Annotated in this window: 13 protein-coding genes and 1 tRNA gene; 11 read left to right on the top strand and 3 right to left on the bottom strand. The window is 46.2% G+C overall.

The annotated features are described in order from the left end of the window. The first annotated feature begins 1 nt into the window (after window position 1). The 8 genes from infC (at window position 2) to ACFOMG_RS12110 (ending at window position 5,712) form a co-directional block, all read left to right on the top strand. On the top strand, window positions 2–541 hold the full coding sequence (infC, locus tag ACFOMG_RS12145; RefSeq protein WP_376867493.1) for a translation initiation factor IF-3: 540 nt from the start codon (window positions 2–4) through the stop codon (window positions 539–541). A 190-nt stretch (window positions 542–731) separates the two neighbouring features. After that, entirely contained in the window at window positions 732–926 is a 195-nt protein-coding gene (rpmI, locus tag ACFOMG_RS12140; RefSeq protein ID WP_068658711.1) for a 50S ribosomal protein L35, read from the top strand. A gap of 22 nt (window positions 927–948) precedes the next feature. Next, window positions 949–1,302, top strand: coding sequence for a 50S ribosomal protein L20 (gene rplT, locus ACFOMG_RS12135; RefSeq protein ID WP_376866946.1), 354 nt, complete (start codon window positions 949–951; stop codon window positions 1,300–1,302). A 151-nt stretch (window positions 1,303–1,453) separates the two neighbouring features. Beyond that, complete coding sequence (gene pheS, locus ACFOMG_RS12130) at window positions 1,454–2,458, top strand: phenylalanine--tRNA ligase subunit alpha (protein ID WP_376866945.1); 1,005 nt, start codon at window positions 1,454–1,456, stop codon at window positions 2,456–2,458. 23 nt (window positions 2,459–2,481) lie between these two features. Further along, the gene (gene pheT, locus ACFOMG_RS12125; RefSeq protein WP_376866944.1) at window positions 2,482–4,908 is read left to right on the top strand and encodes a phenylalanine--tRNA ligase subunit beta; all 2,427 of its coding nucleotides are present in this window, start codon (window positions 2,482–2,484) and stop codon (window positions 4,906–4,908) included. A 1-nt stretch (window position 4,909) separates the two neighbouring features. Continuing rightward, window positions 4,910–5,215 (top strand): integration host factor subunit alpha, encoded by a 306-nt coding sequence (gene ihfA, locus ACFOMG_RS12120; protein WP_376866943.1) that lies wholly within the window; start codon window positions 4,910–4,912, stop codon window positions 5,213–5,215. After that, complete coding sequence (locus ACFOMG_RS12115; protein ID WP_376866942.1) at window positions 5,193–5,552, top strand: MerR family transcriptional regulator; 360 nt, start codon at window positions 5,193–5,195, stop codon at window positions 5,550–5,552. Before ihfA ends, ACFOMG_RS12115 begins: the two co-directional genes overlap by 23 nt. 83 nt (window positions 5,553–5,635) lie before the next feature. After that, window positions 5,636–5,712, top strand: a tRNA-Pro gene (locus ACFOMG_RS12110). An 88-nt stretch (window positions 5,713–5,800) separates the two neighbouring features. On the opposite strand, the gene ACFOMG_RS12105 is transcribed toward ACFOMG_RS12110, so the two are convergent. Both ACFOMG_RS12105 and ACFOMG_RS12100 read right to left on the bottom strand, forming a co-directional pair. Next, window positions 5,801–6,004: a hypothetical protein gene (locus ACFOMG_RS12105; protein WP_376866941.1), complete on the bottom strand. Its 204-nt coding sequence runs from the start codon at window positions 6,002–6,004 to the stop codon at window positions 5,801–5,803. Between the two features lie 428 nt (window positions 6,005–6,432). Further along, window positions 6,433–6,831, bottom strand: a complete 399-nt coding sequence (locus ACFOMG_RS12100; RefSeq protein WP_376866940.1) for a hypothetical protein — start codon at window positions 6,829–6,831, stop codon at window positions 6,433–6,435. 73 nt (window positions 6,832–6,904) lie between these two features. On the opposite strand from ACFOMG_RS12100, the gene ACFOMG_RS12095 reads away from it, so the two are divergent. From ACFOMG_RS12095 to ACFOMG_RS12085, 3 genes are all read left to right on the top strand, one after another. Continuing rightward, window positions 6,905–7,180 carry a helix-turn-helix domain-containing protein gene (locus ACFOMG_RS12095; RefSeq protein WP_376866939.1) on the top strand — a complete coding sequence of 92 codons (276 nt, stop codon included), beginning with the start codon at window positions 6,905–6,907 and terminating at the stop codon, window positions 7,178–7,180. Window positions 7,181–7,254: 74 nt separating this feature from the next. Then, the gene (locus ACFOMG_RS12090; protein WP_376866938.1) at window positions 7,255–7,662 is read left to right on the top strand and encodes a hypothetical protein; all 408 of its coding nucleotides are present in this window, start codon (window positions 7,255–7,257) and stop codon (window positions 7,660–7,662) included. Between the two features lie 17 nt (window positions 7,663–7,679). After that, a complete protein-coding gene (locus tag ACFOMG_RS12085; protein WP_376866937.1) occupies window positions 7,680–9,905 on the top strand; it encodes a hypothetical protein in 2,226 nt (741 codons plus the stop codon). Between the two features lie 321 nt (window positions 9,906–10,226). Here the strand turns inward: ACFOMG_RS12085 and ACFOMG_RS12080 are convergent, their stop codons facing one another. Then, window positions 10,227–12,611 (bottom strand): fatty acid cis/trans isomerase, encoded by a 2,385-nt coding sequence (locus ACFOMG_RS12080; RefSeq protein WP_376866936.1) that lies wholly within the window; start codon window positions 12,609–12,611, stop codon window positions 10,227–10,229. Window position 12,612: the final 1 nt, after the last annotated feature.

Raw genomic sequence — 12,612 nt, 5'->3', positions numbered from 1 at the left:
TATCAGACGCGACAACAGAAGAGGCCGCCCAGAACCACGCGCGGCTATTAACGATAACATTCGCGCTACAGAAGTGCGTTTGATCGCGGCCGACGGCGGCCAGGTGGGTATTGTCAGTATCGGTGACGCTCTGGAGGCGGCCGCTGAGGCTGAACTGGATCTGGTACAGATCTCAGACGGTGACCCGATTGTCTGCAAAATCATGGACTACGGCAAAAAGCTGTATGAAGAGAAAAAGCAGAAAGCCGAAGCAAAGAAAAAGCAACATCAGGTGCAGATTAAGGAAATCAAATTCCGTCCCGGCACTGAAGAAGGTGATTACCAGATTAAACTGCGTAACTTAACGCGCTTTTTGTCTGAGGGTAACAAAGCGAAAGTATCCATTCGCTTCCGTGGCCGTGAAATGGCCCACCAAAATATTGGTATGGAGCTGATGAAGCGCGTCGAAGCTGATCTGGAAGAGTTAGGTACCGTTGAGCAACGGCCTAAGTTGGAAGGTCGCCAGATGGTTATGGTCATCGCTCCCATTAAAAAGAAGTAGTCTGGTTTTCAAAGACCGATAAACCCCGGCCGGTTGGCCGGGGTTTATACGTTCTGCCAGGCACAGCAGCGAGTCGGATGCCTAATCTGACTGGTTGTTAATGCGGCAGGTGCTTTAAGCCCTGCGGACATGGCAGGTGTTAGCACAGGGTCTTAGTTTCTGTGCGCACCATAACTTTGGAGTTGAAAAAATGCCTAAGATCAAAACTAAGAGCGGCGCTGCGAAGCGCTTCAAAAAGACTGCGAACGGCTTTAAACACCGTCAGGCTCACCGTAGCCACATCCTGACCAAAAAGAGCACTAAGCGTAAGCGTCACTTACGTCCAATGCTGCAACTGCACGCGGCCGACAAAAAGTTGGTTGTACGCATGTTACCTAACCTTTAATCGGTCTGTCAGGAGATAAATTATGGCTCGTGTAAAACGTGGTGTGATCGCTCGTCGTCGTCACAAAAAAATTCTGAAGCAGGCTAAAGGTTACTACGGTGCTCGTAGCCGTGTATTCCGCGTCGCTAAGCAAGCGGTTATCAAAGCTGGTCAATACGCTTACCGTGACCGTCGTCAGCGCAAGCGTCAGTTCCGTCAGCTGTGGATTGCTCGTATCAATGCGGGTGCACGTCAGAATGGTCTGTCTTACAGCAAGTTCATCAACGGTCTGAAAAAAGCCGCTGTTGAAATTGACCGTAAGGTACTGGCTGACCTGGCTGTTAACGAAAAAGCAGCGTTTGCCGCTCTGGTAGAAAAAGCCAAAGGCAGCCTGTAATTTCACCGGTAACCTGTTACCGGAACATAACCTCGGTTGACGAATTCGTTGATTGAGGCACGAAATAGGGGAGTGGCTGCCATTCCCCTATTTTTTTGTCATTTTTTTGTCGCAACAATTATTGTTGAAACCAAGCAACGTGGAAACCAAAATGGAAAACCTCGAAGCCCTGACAAAACAAGCCCTGACCGCTGTCGAACAGGCGCAGGATGTTGCTGCCCTGGATCAGGTACGGGTTCAGTTTCTGGGTAAAAAAGGGGAAATCACTTCCCTGATGAAAAACCTGGGTAATGTCGCACCGGAAGATCGCCCGAAAATTGGTGCGGTGATTAACGAAGCCAAAACTCAGGTACAAAATGCCATTAATGGCCGCAAAGAAGCGCTGGAAAATGCTGCGCTGAACGCCAAGCTGGCGAGTGAAACCATTGACATCACTCTGCCGGGACGTGCGGCGCAAACCGGTGGTTTACACCCGGTGACGCGCACGCTGGAGCGTATTGAAAGTTTCTTTGCCGGTGCTGGTTTCCAGGTCGCTGAAGGACCGGAAGTGGAAGACGATTTCCACAATTTTGAAGCGCTGAATATTCCCTCGCATCATCCGGCGCGTGCGATGCACGATACGTTTTACTTTGATGCCCACACGCTGCTTCGTACTCATACCTCGCCAGTACAGGTACGGACCATGGAGGCTCAGCAGCCGCCGATCCGTATTATTTGCCCGGGTCGGGTGTATCGTTGTGATTATGACCAGACACATTCGCCCATGTTTCACCAGGTGGAAGGTCTGCTGGTCGATAAAGACATCAGCTTTGCTGATTTAAAAGGTACGCTGGAGCAATTTATGGCGGCCTTCTTTGAGCGCGATGTAAAAGTGCGTTTGCGTCCGTCTTATTTCCCGTTCACTGAGCCATCCGCAGAAATTGACATTGAGTGGATTGTGGAGACGCCGGAAGGTACCAAGCACGGCTGGCTGGAGATTGGTGGCTGCGGCATGGTACATCCAAAAGTATTTGAAGCCGTTGGCATCGACCCTGAACAATACAGCGGTTTTGCTTTCGGTATGGGTGTTGAGCGTATGGCGATGTTGCGTTACGGCGTAAACGATCTGCGTTTATTCTTCGAAAATGATCTGCGCTTCCTGCAGCAGTTCAATTAATCCGGAATCAGGAGAACACTCAAATGAAATTCAGCGAACAGTGGTTACGCGAATGGGTGCAGCCAGCCGATTCTGAAGGCGCCTGGGACACTCAGAAATTGTGTGATCAGGTCACTCTGGCGGGCCTCGAAGTTGACGGCATTGAAGCCGTTGCCGGTGAATTTTCCGGCGTTGTGGTTGGTCAGGTTACTCAGCGCGAACAACATCCGGACGCCGATAAATTAAGCCTGTGTCAGGTGAGCGACGGTAACGAAACCTTTCAGATCGTGTGTGGTGCACCGAACGTGCGTGAAGGTCTGAAAATACCGTTTGCCAAAATTGGTGCCGTGTTACCAACAGAAGACGGTAAAGGTTTCAAAATCAAAAAAGCCAAGCTGCGTGGCGTGGAATCATTCGGCATGTTGTGTGCCGAAAAAGAACTGGGCTTATCTGATGCCAATGACGGTCTGATGGAGTTACCGGATTCTGCCCCTGTGGGTGAGGATTTCCGCGACTACTTAGGCCTGGATGACAAAATCATCGAGGTCGACCTGACGCCAAACCGTGCGGATTGCTTAAGCATTGCCGGTCTGGCGCGGGAAGTGGGTGTATTAAGCAAGTCTGACGTTCAGGGTCCGCAGGTTGAGGCGGTTGCGCCAGTTATCGATGATAAAGCGTCTATTGAGGTTCTTGCCGCTGAAGGTTGTCCGCGTTACTTAGGTCGCATCGTTAAGGGTGTGAAGGTTAACGCAGAAACGCCACTGTGGATGGTCGAGAGGCTGCGCCGCAGCGGTATTCGTTCCATCGATCCGGTGGTTGATATCACCAATTACATCCTGCTGGAACAAGGTCAGCCAATGCATGCCTTCGATCTGGCGAAGATCGACGGCGGTATCCGTGTGCGCATGGCTGAGCAGGGGGAAAAACTGACCCTGCTGGATGGTCAGGAAGTGGAACTGAAAGACAACACTCTGGTGATTGCTGACCACAGCAAGGCGCTGGCCATTGCCGGTATTATGGGTGGTGAGCACTCCGGTGTGAACGGTGATACTCAGGATCTGTTGTTAGAAGCGGCGTTCTTTAATCCGATTACCATTGCCGGTCGGGCCCGTTCTTACGGTTTGCACACCGATTCCTCACACCGTTTTGAGCGTGGTGTGGATTATGAACTGGCGCGTAAAGCAATGGAGCGTGCTACGGCATTGGTGGTTGACATCTGTGGTGGTCAGCCGGGTCCGATCGTTGAAGTATTAAGTGAGCAGGACCTGCCTGTGGCGGCTGATATCACGCTGCGCAATCGCCGTGTTAAACAGGTGCTGGGGCTGGAAATGGCTCAGGACGAAGTCACTGAAATCCTGACGCGCCTGGGGATGGATGTCACCGTCAGCGGTTCAGGCGACGACGTAAGCTGGACTGCAAAAGCGCCAAGCTATCGTTTTGATATGGCGATTGAAGCTGACCTGATCGAAGAATTGGCCCGTATTTATGGCTACAACCGGTTGCCGGTTCGTACGCCAAAAGCGCTTACGCCGCTGGCGACAGCGCCGGAAGCTAAAATGGGAATTAAAGACCTGCGCCGTCAGCTGATTGCCCGCGGTTATCAGGAAGCGATTACTTACAGCTTCGTTGATCCTAAGATGCAAAAAGCCATGGATCCGGAAGTAGAAGGTCTGGCGCTGCTGAATCCGATTTCTACCGAAATGTCGGTGATGCGTACCAATTTATGGGCCGGTCTGATCGGCGCGGTTTCTCATAACCTCAAGCGTCAGCAGCCTCGTGTTCGTTTGTTTGAAACCGGTCTGCGTTTTGTGCCGACAGAGGTTGATGGCAAGCGTGAATTAATACAGACACCAACGCTGGCGCTGGCAGTGTGTGGCAGCCGTATGCCACAGTCCTGGAGTGCTCAGGATGAGGCGGTGGATTTCTTTGATGTTAAAGGTGATGTCGAAAGTCTGTTAGCCCGCACCGGTGAAGCGGATACTTACAAATTTGTTGTGGCCCAGCACCCGGCTCTGCATCCCGGGCAAACGGCGCGTATCGAGAAAAACGGTAAAGCTGTTGGCTGGATTGGTGCGATTCACCCAAGTCTGCAAAAGCAGGTAGGTGTGAAACAAACCGTGTATTTGGTTGAACTGGATCAGCAGGCTATTCAGCAAATGGCCGTGCCGGCGTTTGGTGAATTGTCGAAGTTCCCGGAAATGCGCCGTGACCTGGCTCTGGTGGTTAACCAGGAGCAGCCGGTAGAAGCTGTGTTTGAGGCGATTCGCGCCAATGCTGGCGAATACCTGACAAACCTCAACCTGTTTGACGTTTATGTCGGCAAAGGCATTGATCCTGATAGAAAAAGTCTGGCTTTGGGCTTGACCTGGCAGCATCCTTCACGCACTCTAACTGATGAAGAAGTGAACGATTCGGTGAATGCCGTACTCGCTCACCTTGAACAAAGTTTGGGAGCAACGCTAAGGGGTTAGCATGACCGCTCTGACCAAAGCAGAATTAGCCGAAAAGCTGTTTGACGATCTTGGTCTGAATAAGCGCGAAGCCAAAGATATGGTGGATCTCTTTTTTGATGAGATCCGCTGTAGCTTGAGCCGTAACGAACAGGTGAAGTTGTCAGGTTTTGGCAACTTCGATCTGCGTGATAAAAGCCAACGACCGGGCCGTAATCCAAAAACCGGAGAAGAAATTCCGATTTCCGCACGGCGGGTCGTGACTTTTAAACCGGGACAAAAGCTCAAAATCCGGGTGGAAGCGTATGCTGGAACCCAGCCACAATAATGAGCTGCCGCCAATTCCGGCCAAACGTTACTTCACCATTGGTGAAGTCAGCGATCTGTGTGATGTAAAACCACACGTCCTGCGCTATTGGGAGCAGGAATTTCCTCAACTCAGCCCGGTTAAACGCCGCGGCAACCGACGCTATTATCAGCGTCAGGATGTTATTCTCGTTCGTGAAATCCGTGCTTTATTGTACGAAAGTGGTTACACCATTGGTGGCGCGCGTCAGCGCTTAACCGAAGAAGGTGATGCCGGCGCGGTAGCGATGGATAAAGCACTGATCAAAAATATGATTGCTGAACTGAAGCAGCTGGAAGAATTGCTGCGCCCGGAATAACGCCCGTTACCTTTATAAAACTCTTCACATTTCAGAGACTTAAGTTATAATTCGGGACGTCTGAAGTTCTTCAGATCCTGTGTCGGGATGTAGCGCAGCCTGGTAGCGCACCTGTATGGGGTGCAGGTGGTCGGAGGTTCAAATCCTCTCATCCCGACCAATTTTCCCCTTATATATCAACGAGTTAGAAAATCTATAAATTTCGGCAAGTCCCTTTGCCTAATATTCCACCTAATATCCAGTTAGGTTTAGCGGCTGTCATAGCCATAGTTACTCAATAATTTGATCAAATTTTCATCACTTAGTGATGTCAAAGTTGCTTTAATATGAAATAGCTGTTCTATCTCGTACTGACGTTCACCTTCACGCTGATCGTAAGTTGCAGAGTCTCTTATCTCGAGTATCAACTTATTAAGAAAATTAGCTGCGATAGTGATTAATTCTTCATTCATGAAATATTCCTTCAATAAATAGTAGTTTTTAGGCACAAGAAAACACCGCCGAATCTAATAAAGGGATCAGCGAACTTGTGACTGTTCGTATTAATTAAGTTTCGATAGGTGGCCGAATTGGCCTTTTGAAAAGATTGGGTTATTTAAATAGCTGTGATTCCTCCTTTAGATATTGAAAGCTAAGAATTAGATAGCAAAATTAGTTGGTAGCGTTTGATAGTTGTTGCGGAAATCAAAAGCGCCAAAAAAGCCGAAGAACGCAGCAATAACTTCAATGCTGAGTTGAAACTTAGTTGGAAAGTTTCAAGTGGTGCCAGAGTTGGCTGATGGTGGTGGGAGCTAAGTTGCTTTGCGCTACTTTCCTCATTTATTATTGATAATGTACACAATAAAGAGTGGTTGTCAATATGTATTTTCTTTTGTTTGTATTATCGGGTTGCTTTTATGATCTCAGGCTTCCGGTCATAAACAGCGAGCATTTTCTTTGACCTATGACCACTGGCTTTGGTGGCATGATCTGTAACCCCTTTGGCTTTGATGTCGTGGAAAGTGAACGATTCTTTCAGTTTTATTATCTGACCATCGATTTCTAACCCTTCAGTCATGGCCTTATCCCAGGCACTGTTAAATCCTGATTCCGAGATATTTGTACCCGCCTTATTTTTGAAAATTAGGTCTAAGCCGACTACTAGGCGGGTGTATGCGTACAGCGGGTGCTTGTATTGATGGAATGGCTTCCATGCTGGTTTTCTCCTTCCTGCCATGAGCCGGGCCTTTTTGGGCTTTTCGGCAACCGTGGTAGGATTGGCGGTTAGTTTCTTTAACAAGTGGATGCTGCAACATCAACATCTAAATATTACGAACAATGCGTAATATTTATAAATTAAATGTGATTATCAAATGGATTCTATCGATAGAATTAAGCTACTTGTTAAGTTGGAAGGCTTAACCAGAAAGGAATTGGCCGAAAAGACGGGAGTTAAGACGGACAGATGGAGAAATGTCCTCAACCGACAAGCAAAGCTATACCAAGAGGATATCGAAGCACTGCAAAGAATTTTTCCTGAATATGCGGTGTGGATTTCGACTGGCCTAGAGTTTCCTGATGGTGGGCAAATTAGTCCATTAACCAAAAAGGCACACGAAGTCTCAAAGACAGCCCCGAAGGCTGGTTGATTGCACAAAGAGTGGCAAGGTGTTGGAAGCTCCGATAGCCGCTCTGTAGGATTCCATGAGCAAGGATGCAGAGAATGAAAACACGCTTATTAGCACTTTCTAAATTATACCTTCCTTTTATATTGATAATTTTATCCTTTTGCTCGGGTTGTATACCTGATGCCCCTGAGAATCATGAAATTGCTGCTTATCGGCTTGAGCAAGAAACTGGCCTATCAACATTAATTGATCAGTTAGGCTTTTGTGAGTTGGTTTTAAATAAGCACTTGTCTTTTATGAAGAAAAAAAAGGTTAATGGCGATATTCAGGAAGAGTATATAGAAGGGCTAATTCAGATAAAAAGAATGAAGAGGAATATAATGGAAACATCTTCATTTGTTAAGAAAACATCAAATTTAAATAGATTAGTAATATATCCTGCAGAAACCATTGATGGTGCGAAACAACAGGTTACCTGTGGTGAGTTATTGGAAGGGTATTAAGTTAAAAGGAATATTTTATGTCGTTTTTTGACCCGAATGTTATACGGTATTACATACCTATGGAGCCGACTGGCAATCTTGAAAAAGAATCTGCATTTGCTGGCTTTACAAGGAATTTGATTGATAAAACTCTATTGCTAGAGTTTATTGCTAAATCTCCATTTCATGTTAAAGAATTTTCCCAGCCGACTATTACTAGTTTGAAAGTTAGGAGGACACTGGGAAGTTACGGAATAGTAATGCTTGATTCTAAATTTGTGAGGGAGTTTGCGAAGAATGATCCAGGTTTTTTTAAGGTATTTTTAAGCACGGAGACCACATATGACGCTGTGACATCAATTACCGAAAATCTTAACGAGCATTGTATTCATTTCAGTACTAAAGTTGATGGTAGGAGTTCAATATTTCTAGGTGATGTAAGCCTTAGGCGATATAGGAGAGAAATTAAAAAATCAATAGAGAAAAACTTCAAGGGTAAGGATCTATATTGGTATCGCTATATATCATCCAAAAAACCAAGGTCTTTAGGTCGTAATATTAGATATGAGCATTTTCAACATTTAACGACTTCTTCTAATCAATATTTACTCAATTTTTCTAAAGTTAAAATGGAAAGGTTGAATGATTTAAAGCCAATGCTCTCAAATAGGGCTGTTGAAAAAAACATAATGTCCTCTTACTTTTCTGTTTTAGATTTAACTAAGAACTTAAGCTTAGATTCATCGAAGAACGATGTCCATCTCATTGCGCCGAGTATTTACGCACTTTTTTATCAAGATAGAAATTTTATTAGGAATATTTCAAAGTCTGATAATTCTAGGATTGGAGATGTAGTAAAAAAGACGTTGATCAGGTTTGAATCCTACCTAGGTACGATGAATGGAGTGAAAAATGTGGAGGAGTTTTTTTCTAATGAAACACTGAATAATATTAGAAGCATCAGGAGGGATGAGATAGCAAGCTTAACTGCTTTAAGTAGTATTATATGTTCTGAAGACTCTTGTCCTTCAGTTCGTTTACCTAATGGCGTGAATTTGTGCCACCATATGCTTTCTGAATTAGAAAATACTGTTAATAATGGTAGAAATCAGAAAGATATAAAGATCAATAGAATATATACGAAATATATATCTCATAATAATCGAGTGATTCCAGAGGCTATTGCTCGGGAAGTTATATCGAAATCAAATAAGATTTTATTTGTATCGGATCAACCGCTGGAATTAATGAGTGTTGATGGTAAATTTCCATTACTTATAAAACATGAAACCTCTAGGATACCTAGTACTCCAGGGAATGCCTTAAGCAGTGTGATAACTAATAGTAATCCTTTGCTATTAAATAAATCAGATTTATCAAAGATTTTAATAATAAGGTCTTTCTCTCCTGAAGATCCGATTAAAAATCTAGTGGAAATTTCAATCGACCAATTTCTCAACGGTCAGGAAAGAGCTGTTGATATAAAAATAGTGGACGTGACTACGAAGGCGGAAGTTGTTGAAGCTCTTAATAACTTCCAGGGAAACATTGTGATTTTTGATTGCCATGGTGATCATGGAGGGAAAAGTGATACTTCATGGTTATGCATCGGTAAAGAAAAAGTGTCATCCTGGTTTCTGTATCAGGAGGCAAGAATTCCCCCAATAGTTATATTGAGTGCGTGTAGTACGTTGCCTATTTCAGGAAGTCATGCCTCTGTTGCAAATGGTTTCGTTTCATCAGGAGCCATATCTGTTTTGTGCGCATCCGTTAAAATACCAGCAGTGGAAGCATCAATTTTAATGGGGCGTCTGGTTTATAGGATTGATTCCTATTTGAAAGGCTTGCTCGACTTCCATGAAACCCCAATTTCATGGAGATATTTCATCAATAATATGCTGAGGATGTCTTACTCAACTGATATTCTCACTGGGTTCTTAAGAAAGGAGTTAATCGATATAAACCAATACACTGCAATTCACGAGGATGCAAATTTGCAAATCAATGTGGATTATGAAGAGTGGTTTCAGGTATTGCTGAACAGGGTTGCGGAAGGATCTGGGCGTTCACTGAAAGCTGTTGAAAAAATCTACACAAGCGAACTAAGGTTCAATCATACGCTCTGTTACACTCAATTTGGTAGGCCTGAGATAATCAATATGGAGACTCATGATCCATTCCGAGCAACTAGGTTCCCAGGAGGCAAGTTGAGAGTTAGAGAGGCAGTCGAACTGAAGTTGAAGGATAGAATGGCCACTAGTTGAGTGTTTTTTTTTGCAAAATACGCCCTATATACAGTACTTATAAGATTTGTAAGTTATTGATTTTACTTGTTTTTGTATTTTACTGTATTAGGCGTATTGACGCTAAGTCATTGATTTTTATAATACTTTCACCCTGTGTGGGGTGCAGGTGGTCGGAGGTTCAAATCCTCTCATCCCGACCAACTTTCCCCCTCTCTCTGATATCAAATACTAAGTGTTTCAACATCACTGTGATTCCTTCGCCTGAGATCCTGGTGGGTGCCGTCTGGTCCGTCTTTTTGACTGCCGGAGGCGCCTGCCTCCGGGCTGTTGCGGTATGGATCAGCGATTTTCCAGGCGGTTAAAGTCGAGAATGCCGGCGTTCAGTGGATCTTCAGCATAAAAACGGCTGTGCAACTGGTCGGCATGTTTCCAGAAACTGTTGTCGGTGCGGCGTACGCCATAACGATCCATCAGTCGCTGGTAATCGTCTTCGTCTTCCATGGAGTGTAACGCGTCGACAAAGTCCGCTAACCGGAAGGCGGAAACGCGGTACAGCGCCCCCGGGTAGGAGCCTAATACACCGGGTACCAGGGTCAGGTAATCTTCTTCGATCAGGCGGTTATCCTCTTCATACAGCAGGCCGGTAATATTGGTATGGCCGCTATTACGGATCAGGGTAAACAGCTGTGGCTGGCCGAGATAGTTTTCCACCATCAGAGTAGACAACTCGGGCATCAGGTTGGCTGCAATACCACGTACCTGATTCAGTGGAGCCAGGGTTGCCAATAATTGAGGCTGGCTGTGTTGTTGCAGACTGAATTTCTGACTTAATACCGGTGTCAGCTTGTGTTTCAGTAAGTTGAATAATTCGGCTTTGGGGTGGTCGGTTTTATACTGAATATCCGGGTCACGAATAATGTATTTATCCTGATTGACCAGATACTCTTTCAGCTCGTCACTGGTATCGCGATACCAGTAGTTGGCCAGTTCCAGCCGGTCTTTCTGTGGTAAAAAGGCGAGGAAATTAAACTCGCCTTCCATGCGTAAAAAATCCATGTATAAACGGGTCAGCAGCTGATGACCAATATTGCCGTAAACATCGAACTCAGCTACCAGTAAATAGTGAATACGTTCCAGCAGTGGGTAGGTAATTACCCAGGCGGTTTTCGGATTCTGGCCGACCAGCCCTTTAACGACCGTGGAACTGTCAAAATGGCGGAATACGGTCAGTGCGGCATTGGGATTCTGGCCATCACCATCCCAGATCAGGTGAGTATCAAATTTATCGTCAGGGCCTGAATATTTTTGCAGCAGTTTGTTTTTAGCCTGTAGATACTGATTTTGCAGGTAGCTGTATTTCAGCCAGTTGGTGACGATGCCGGAATTACTTTCTGACTCTCCGGGCAGGCGCAGGTTGTCGCTTTGCTGATCGAGGAATTCTTCAAAATGTTTATCGCCTTCATTTTTCGGGTCGCTGAAAAACACCCAGAAGTGATCGTCGATGACATTCAGTGCCACCTGACCACGACAAACCGGTCCTTTAATAAAGCCCATGATGGTGTATTCGGCTTCTTCCAGCATAAAACGATAACGGGCCGTCACCGGTAATTCACGATAGGTGACAAACGGATTGCTGGCGGTCTCGGTCTGATAGCCGGGCAGTTCACTGACCTGATAGTCCGGGGTAATAAATAATTGCTCAATCCAGTCGAGTCGCTGTTGATTCAGCCGATACGGCATATGGGTTTTGGCAACGATGCTGGCGTGATTCAGCTGCAGGCGATAATAAACACGCTTTACCTGAGGGTCATCGTAAGGGCGTCGTGTCGGAATAATCTGAATCGGTAGTCCCGGAGGCGTTGCTGAACGCACCAGCTTAAAAAAATAATCCGGACGCTGTTCTGGTTCCTGGTTGGTGAATAACGGCAGGTCAGAAAAGTACAGATTTGCCAGATACCAGTGTTCGTAAATATAACGACTGGTCAGTTGTTGTTTAATGGAATTACCGTTTAAAAAAGCTTCCCAGCGATCACGTTGTTGTTCAATCTCTGGCGGGAGTTGCGGCGGTAATGACATTGCAGCGCCATTTTTAATCCAGTCGCTGAGGATCGTGTGCTCCTGTTGGTTTAACGCCGGCAGTGCATAGGGCATTCCCCAGCGCGGGTTTTGTGCCGCGAACTGAGTAAAGTTTTCGCGGCTGGTACATTGTTGTTCACGATCCAGCCCGAGGCTGAGTTCGTCGCTGACCAGCGCCGAGCCGTCTTCCGCAAATTGTGGGTGTTGTTGTTTCAGAGCCAGCATCTGAAACAGCACTGAGTTCTGCATATTGATAGCGGCAGTCTGGCTGCGTTCGTTAAGAATCGGATGAAAACCGCGTTCCCGCCATTCCCGTGTGGACTGAGCATCAATGCCGAGACGGTTGGGTTCGGCGGCCAGAATCCGGGTGCCATTGTAAACCAGCTCAGGATTGGCTCCACGCATAATGCCTTCCGGTGAGGTCAGTTTCAGCTGACACGGAGCGTCGTAACAGCCATGGCAAACAATACAGCGATTCTCCAGCACGGGCCGGACAACCTGATTGTAGTGCTGTGCGCTGTTGCTGCTGGAGGGGGTGCGCCGATCGCTAATCAGGGTTTTGCCGAAGCGTTTATCGAGATCGTCGCTGAGAATGGCAACGCTGCTGCAACCTGCCAGAAAAACAATTAACCAGAAATAACGAATCATA

The sequence above is a fragment of the Bacterioplanoides pacificum genome, from assembly GCF_042648445.1.
GTDB lineage: Bacteria > Pseudomonadota > Gammaproteobacteria > Pseudomonadales > Oceanobacteraceae > Bacterioplanoides > Bacterioplanoides pacificum.
The sequence above is the reverse complement of the archived record's forward strand: the minus strand, read 5'-3'. Positions and strand labels throughout refer to the sequence as shown.

Excerpts from the sequence above, each read along its gene's own strand:
- rplT (WP_376866946.1), top strand. The coding sequence starts at position 949 with ATGGCTCGTGTAAAACGTGGTGTGATCGCTCGTCGTCGTCACAAAAAA.
- ihfA (WP_376866943.1), top strand. The coding sequence starts at position 4,910 with ATGACCGCTCTGACCAAAGCAGAATTAGCCGAAAAGCTGTTTGACGAT.
- ACFOMG_RS12095 (WP_376866939.1), top strand. The coding sequence starts at position 6,905 with ATGGATTCTATCGATAGAATTAAGCTACTTGTTAAGTTGGAAGGCTTA.
- ACFOMG_RS12090 (WP_376866938.1), top strand. The coding sequence starts at position 7,255 with ATGAAAACACGCTTATTAGCACTTTCTAAATTATACCTTCCTTTTATA.
- pheS (WP_376866945.1), top strand. The coding sequence starts at position 1,454 with ATGGAAAACCTCGAAGCCCTGACAAAACAAGCCCTGACCGCTGTCGAA.
- rpmI (WP_068658711.1), top strand. The coding sequence starts at position 732 with ATGCCTAAGATCAAAACTAAGAGCGGCGCTGCGAAGCGCTTCAAAAAG.
- ACFOMG_RS12085 (WP_376866937.1), top strand. The coding sequence starts at position 7,680 with ATGTCGTTTTTTGACCCGAATGTTATACGGTATTACATACCTATGGAG.
- ACFOMG_RS12105 (WP_376866941.1), bottom strand. The coding sequence starts at position 6,004 with ATGAATGAAGAATTAATCACTATCGCAGCTAATTTTCTTAATAAGTTG.
- ACFOMG_RS12115 (WP_376866942.1), top strand. The coding sequence starts at position 5,193 with ATGCTGGAACCCAGCCACAATAATGAGCTGCCGCCAATTCCGGCCAAA.
- ACFOMG_RS12080 (WP_376866936.1), bottom strand. The coding sequence starts at position 12,611 with ATGATTCGTTATTTCTGGTTAATTGTTTTTCTGGCAGGTTGCAGCAGC.
- pheT (WP_376866944.1), top strand. The coding sequence starts at position 2,482 with ATGAAATTCAGCGAACAGTGGTTACGCGAATGGGTGCAGCCAGCCGAT.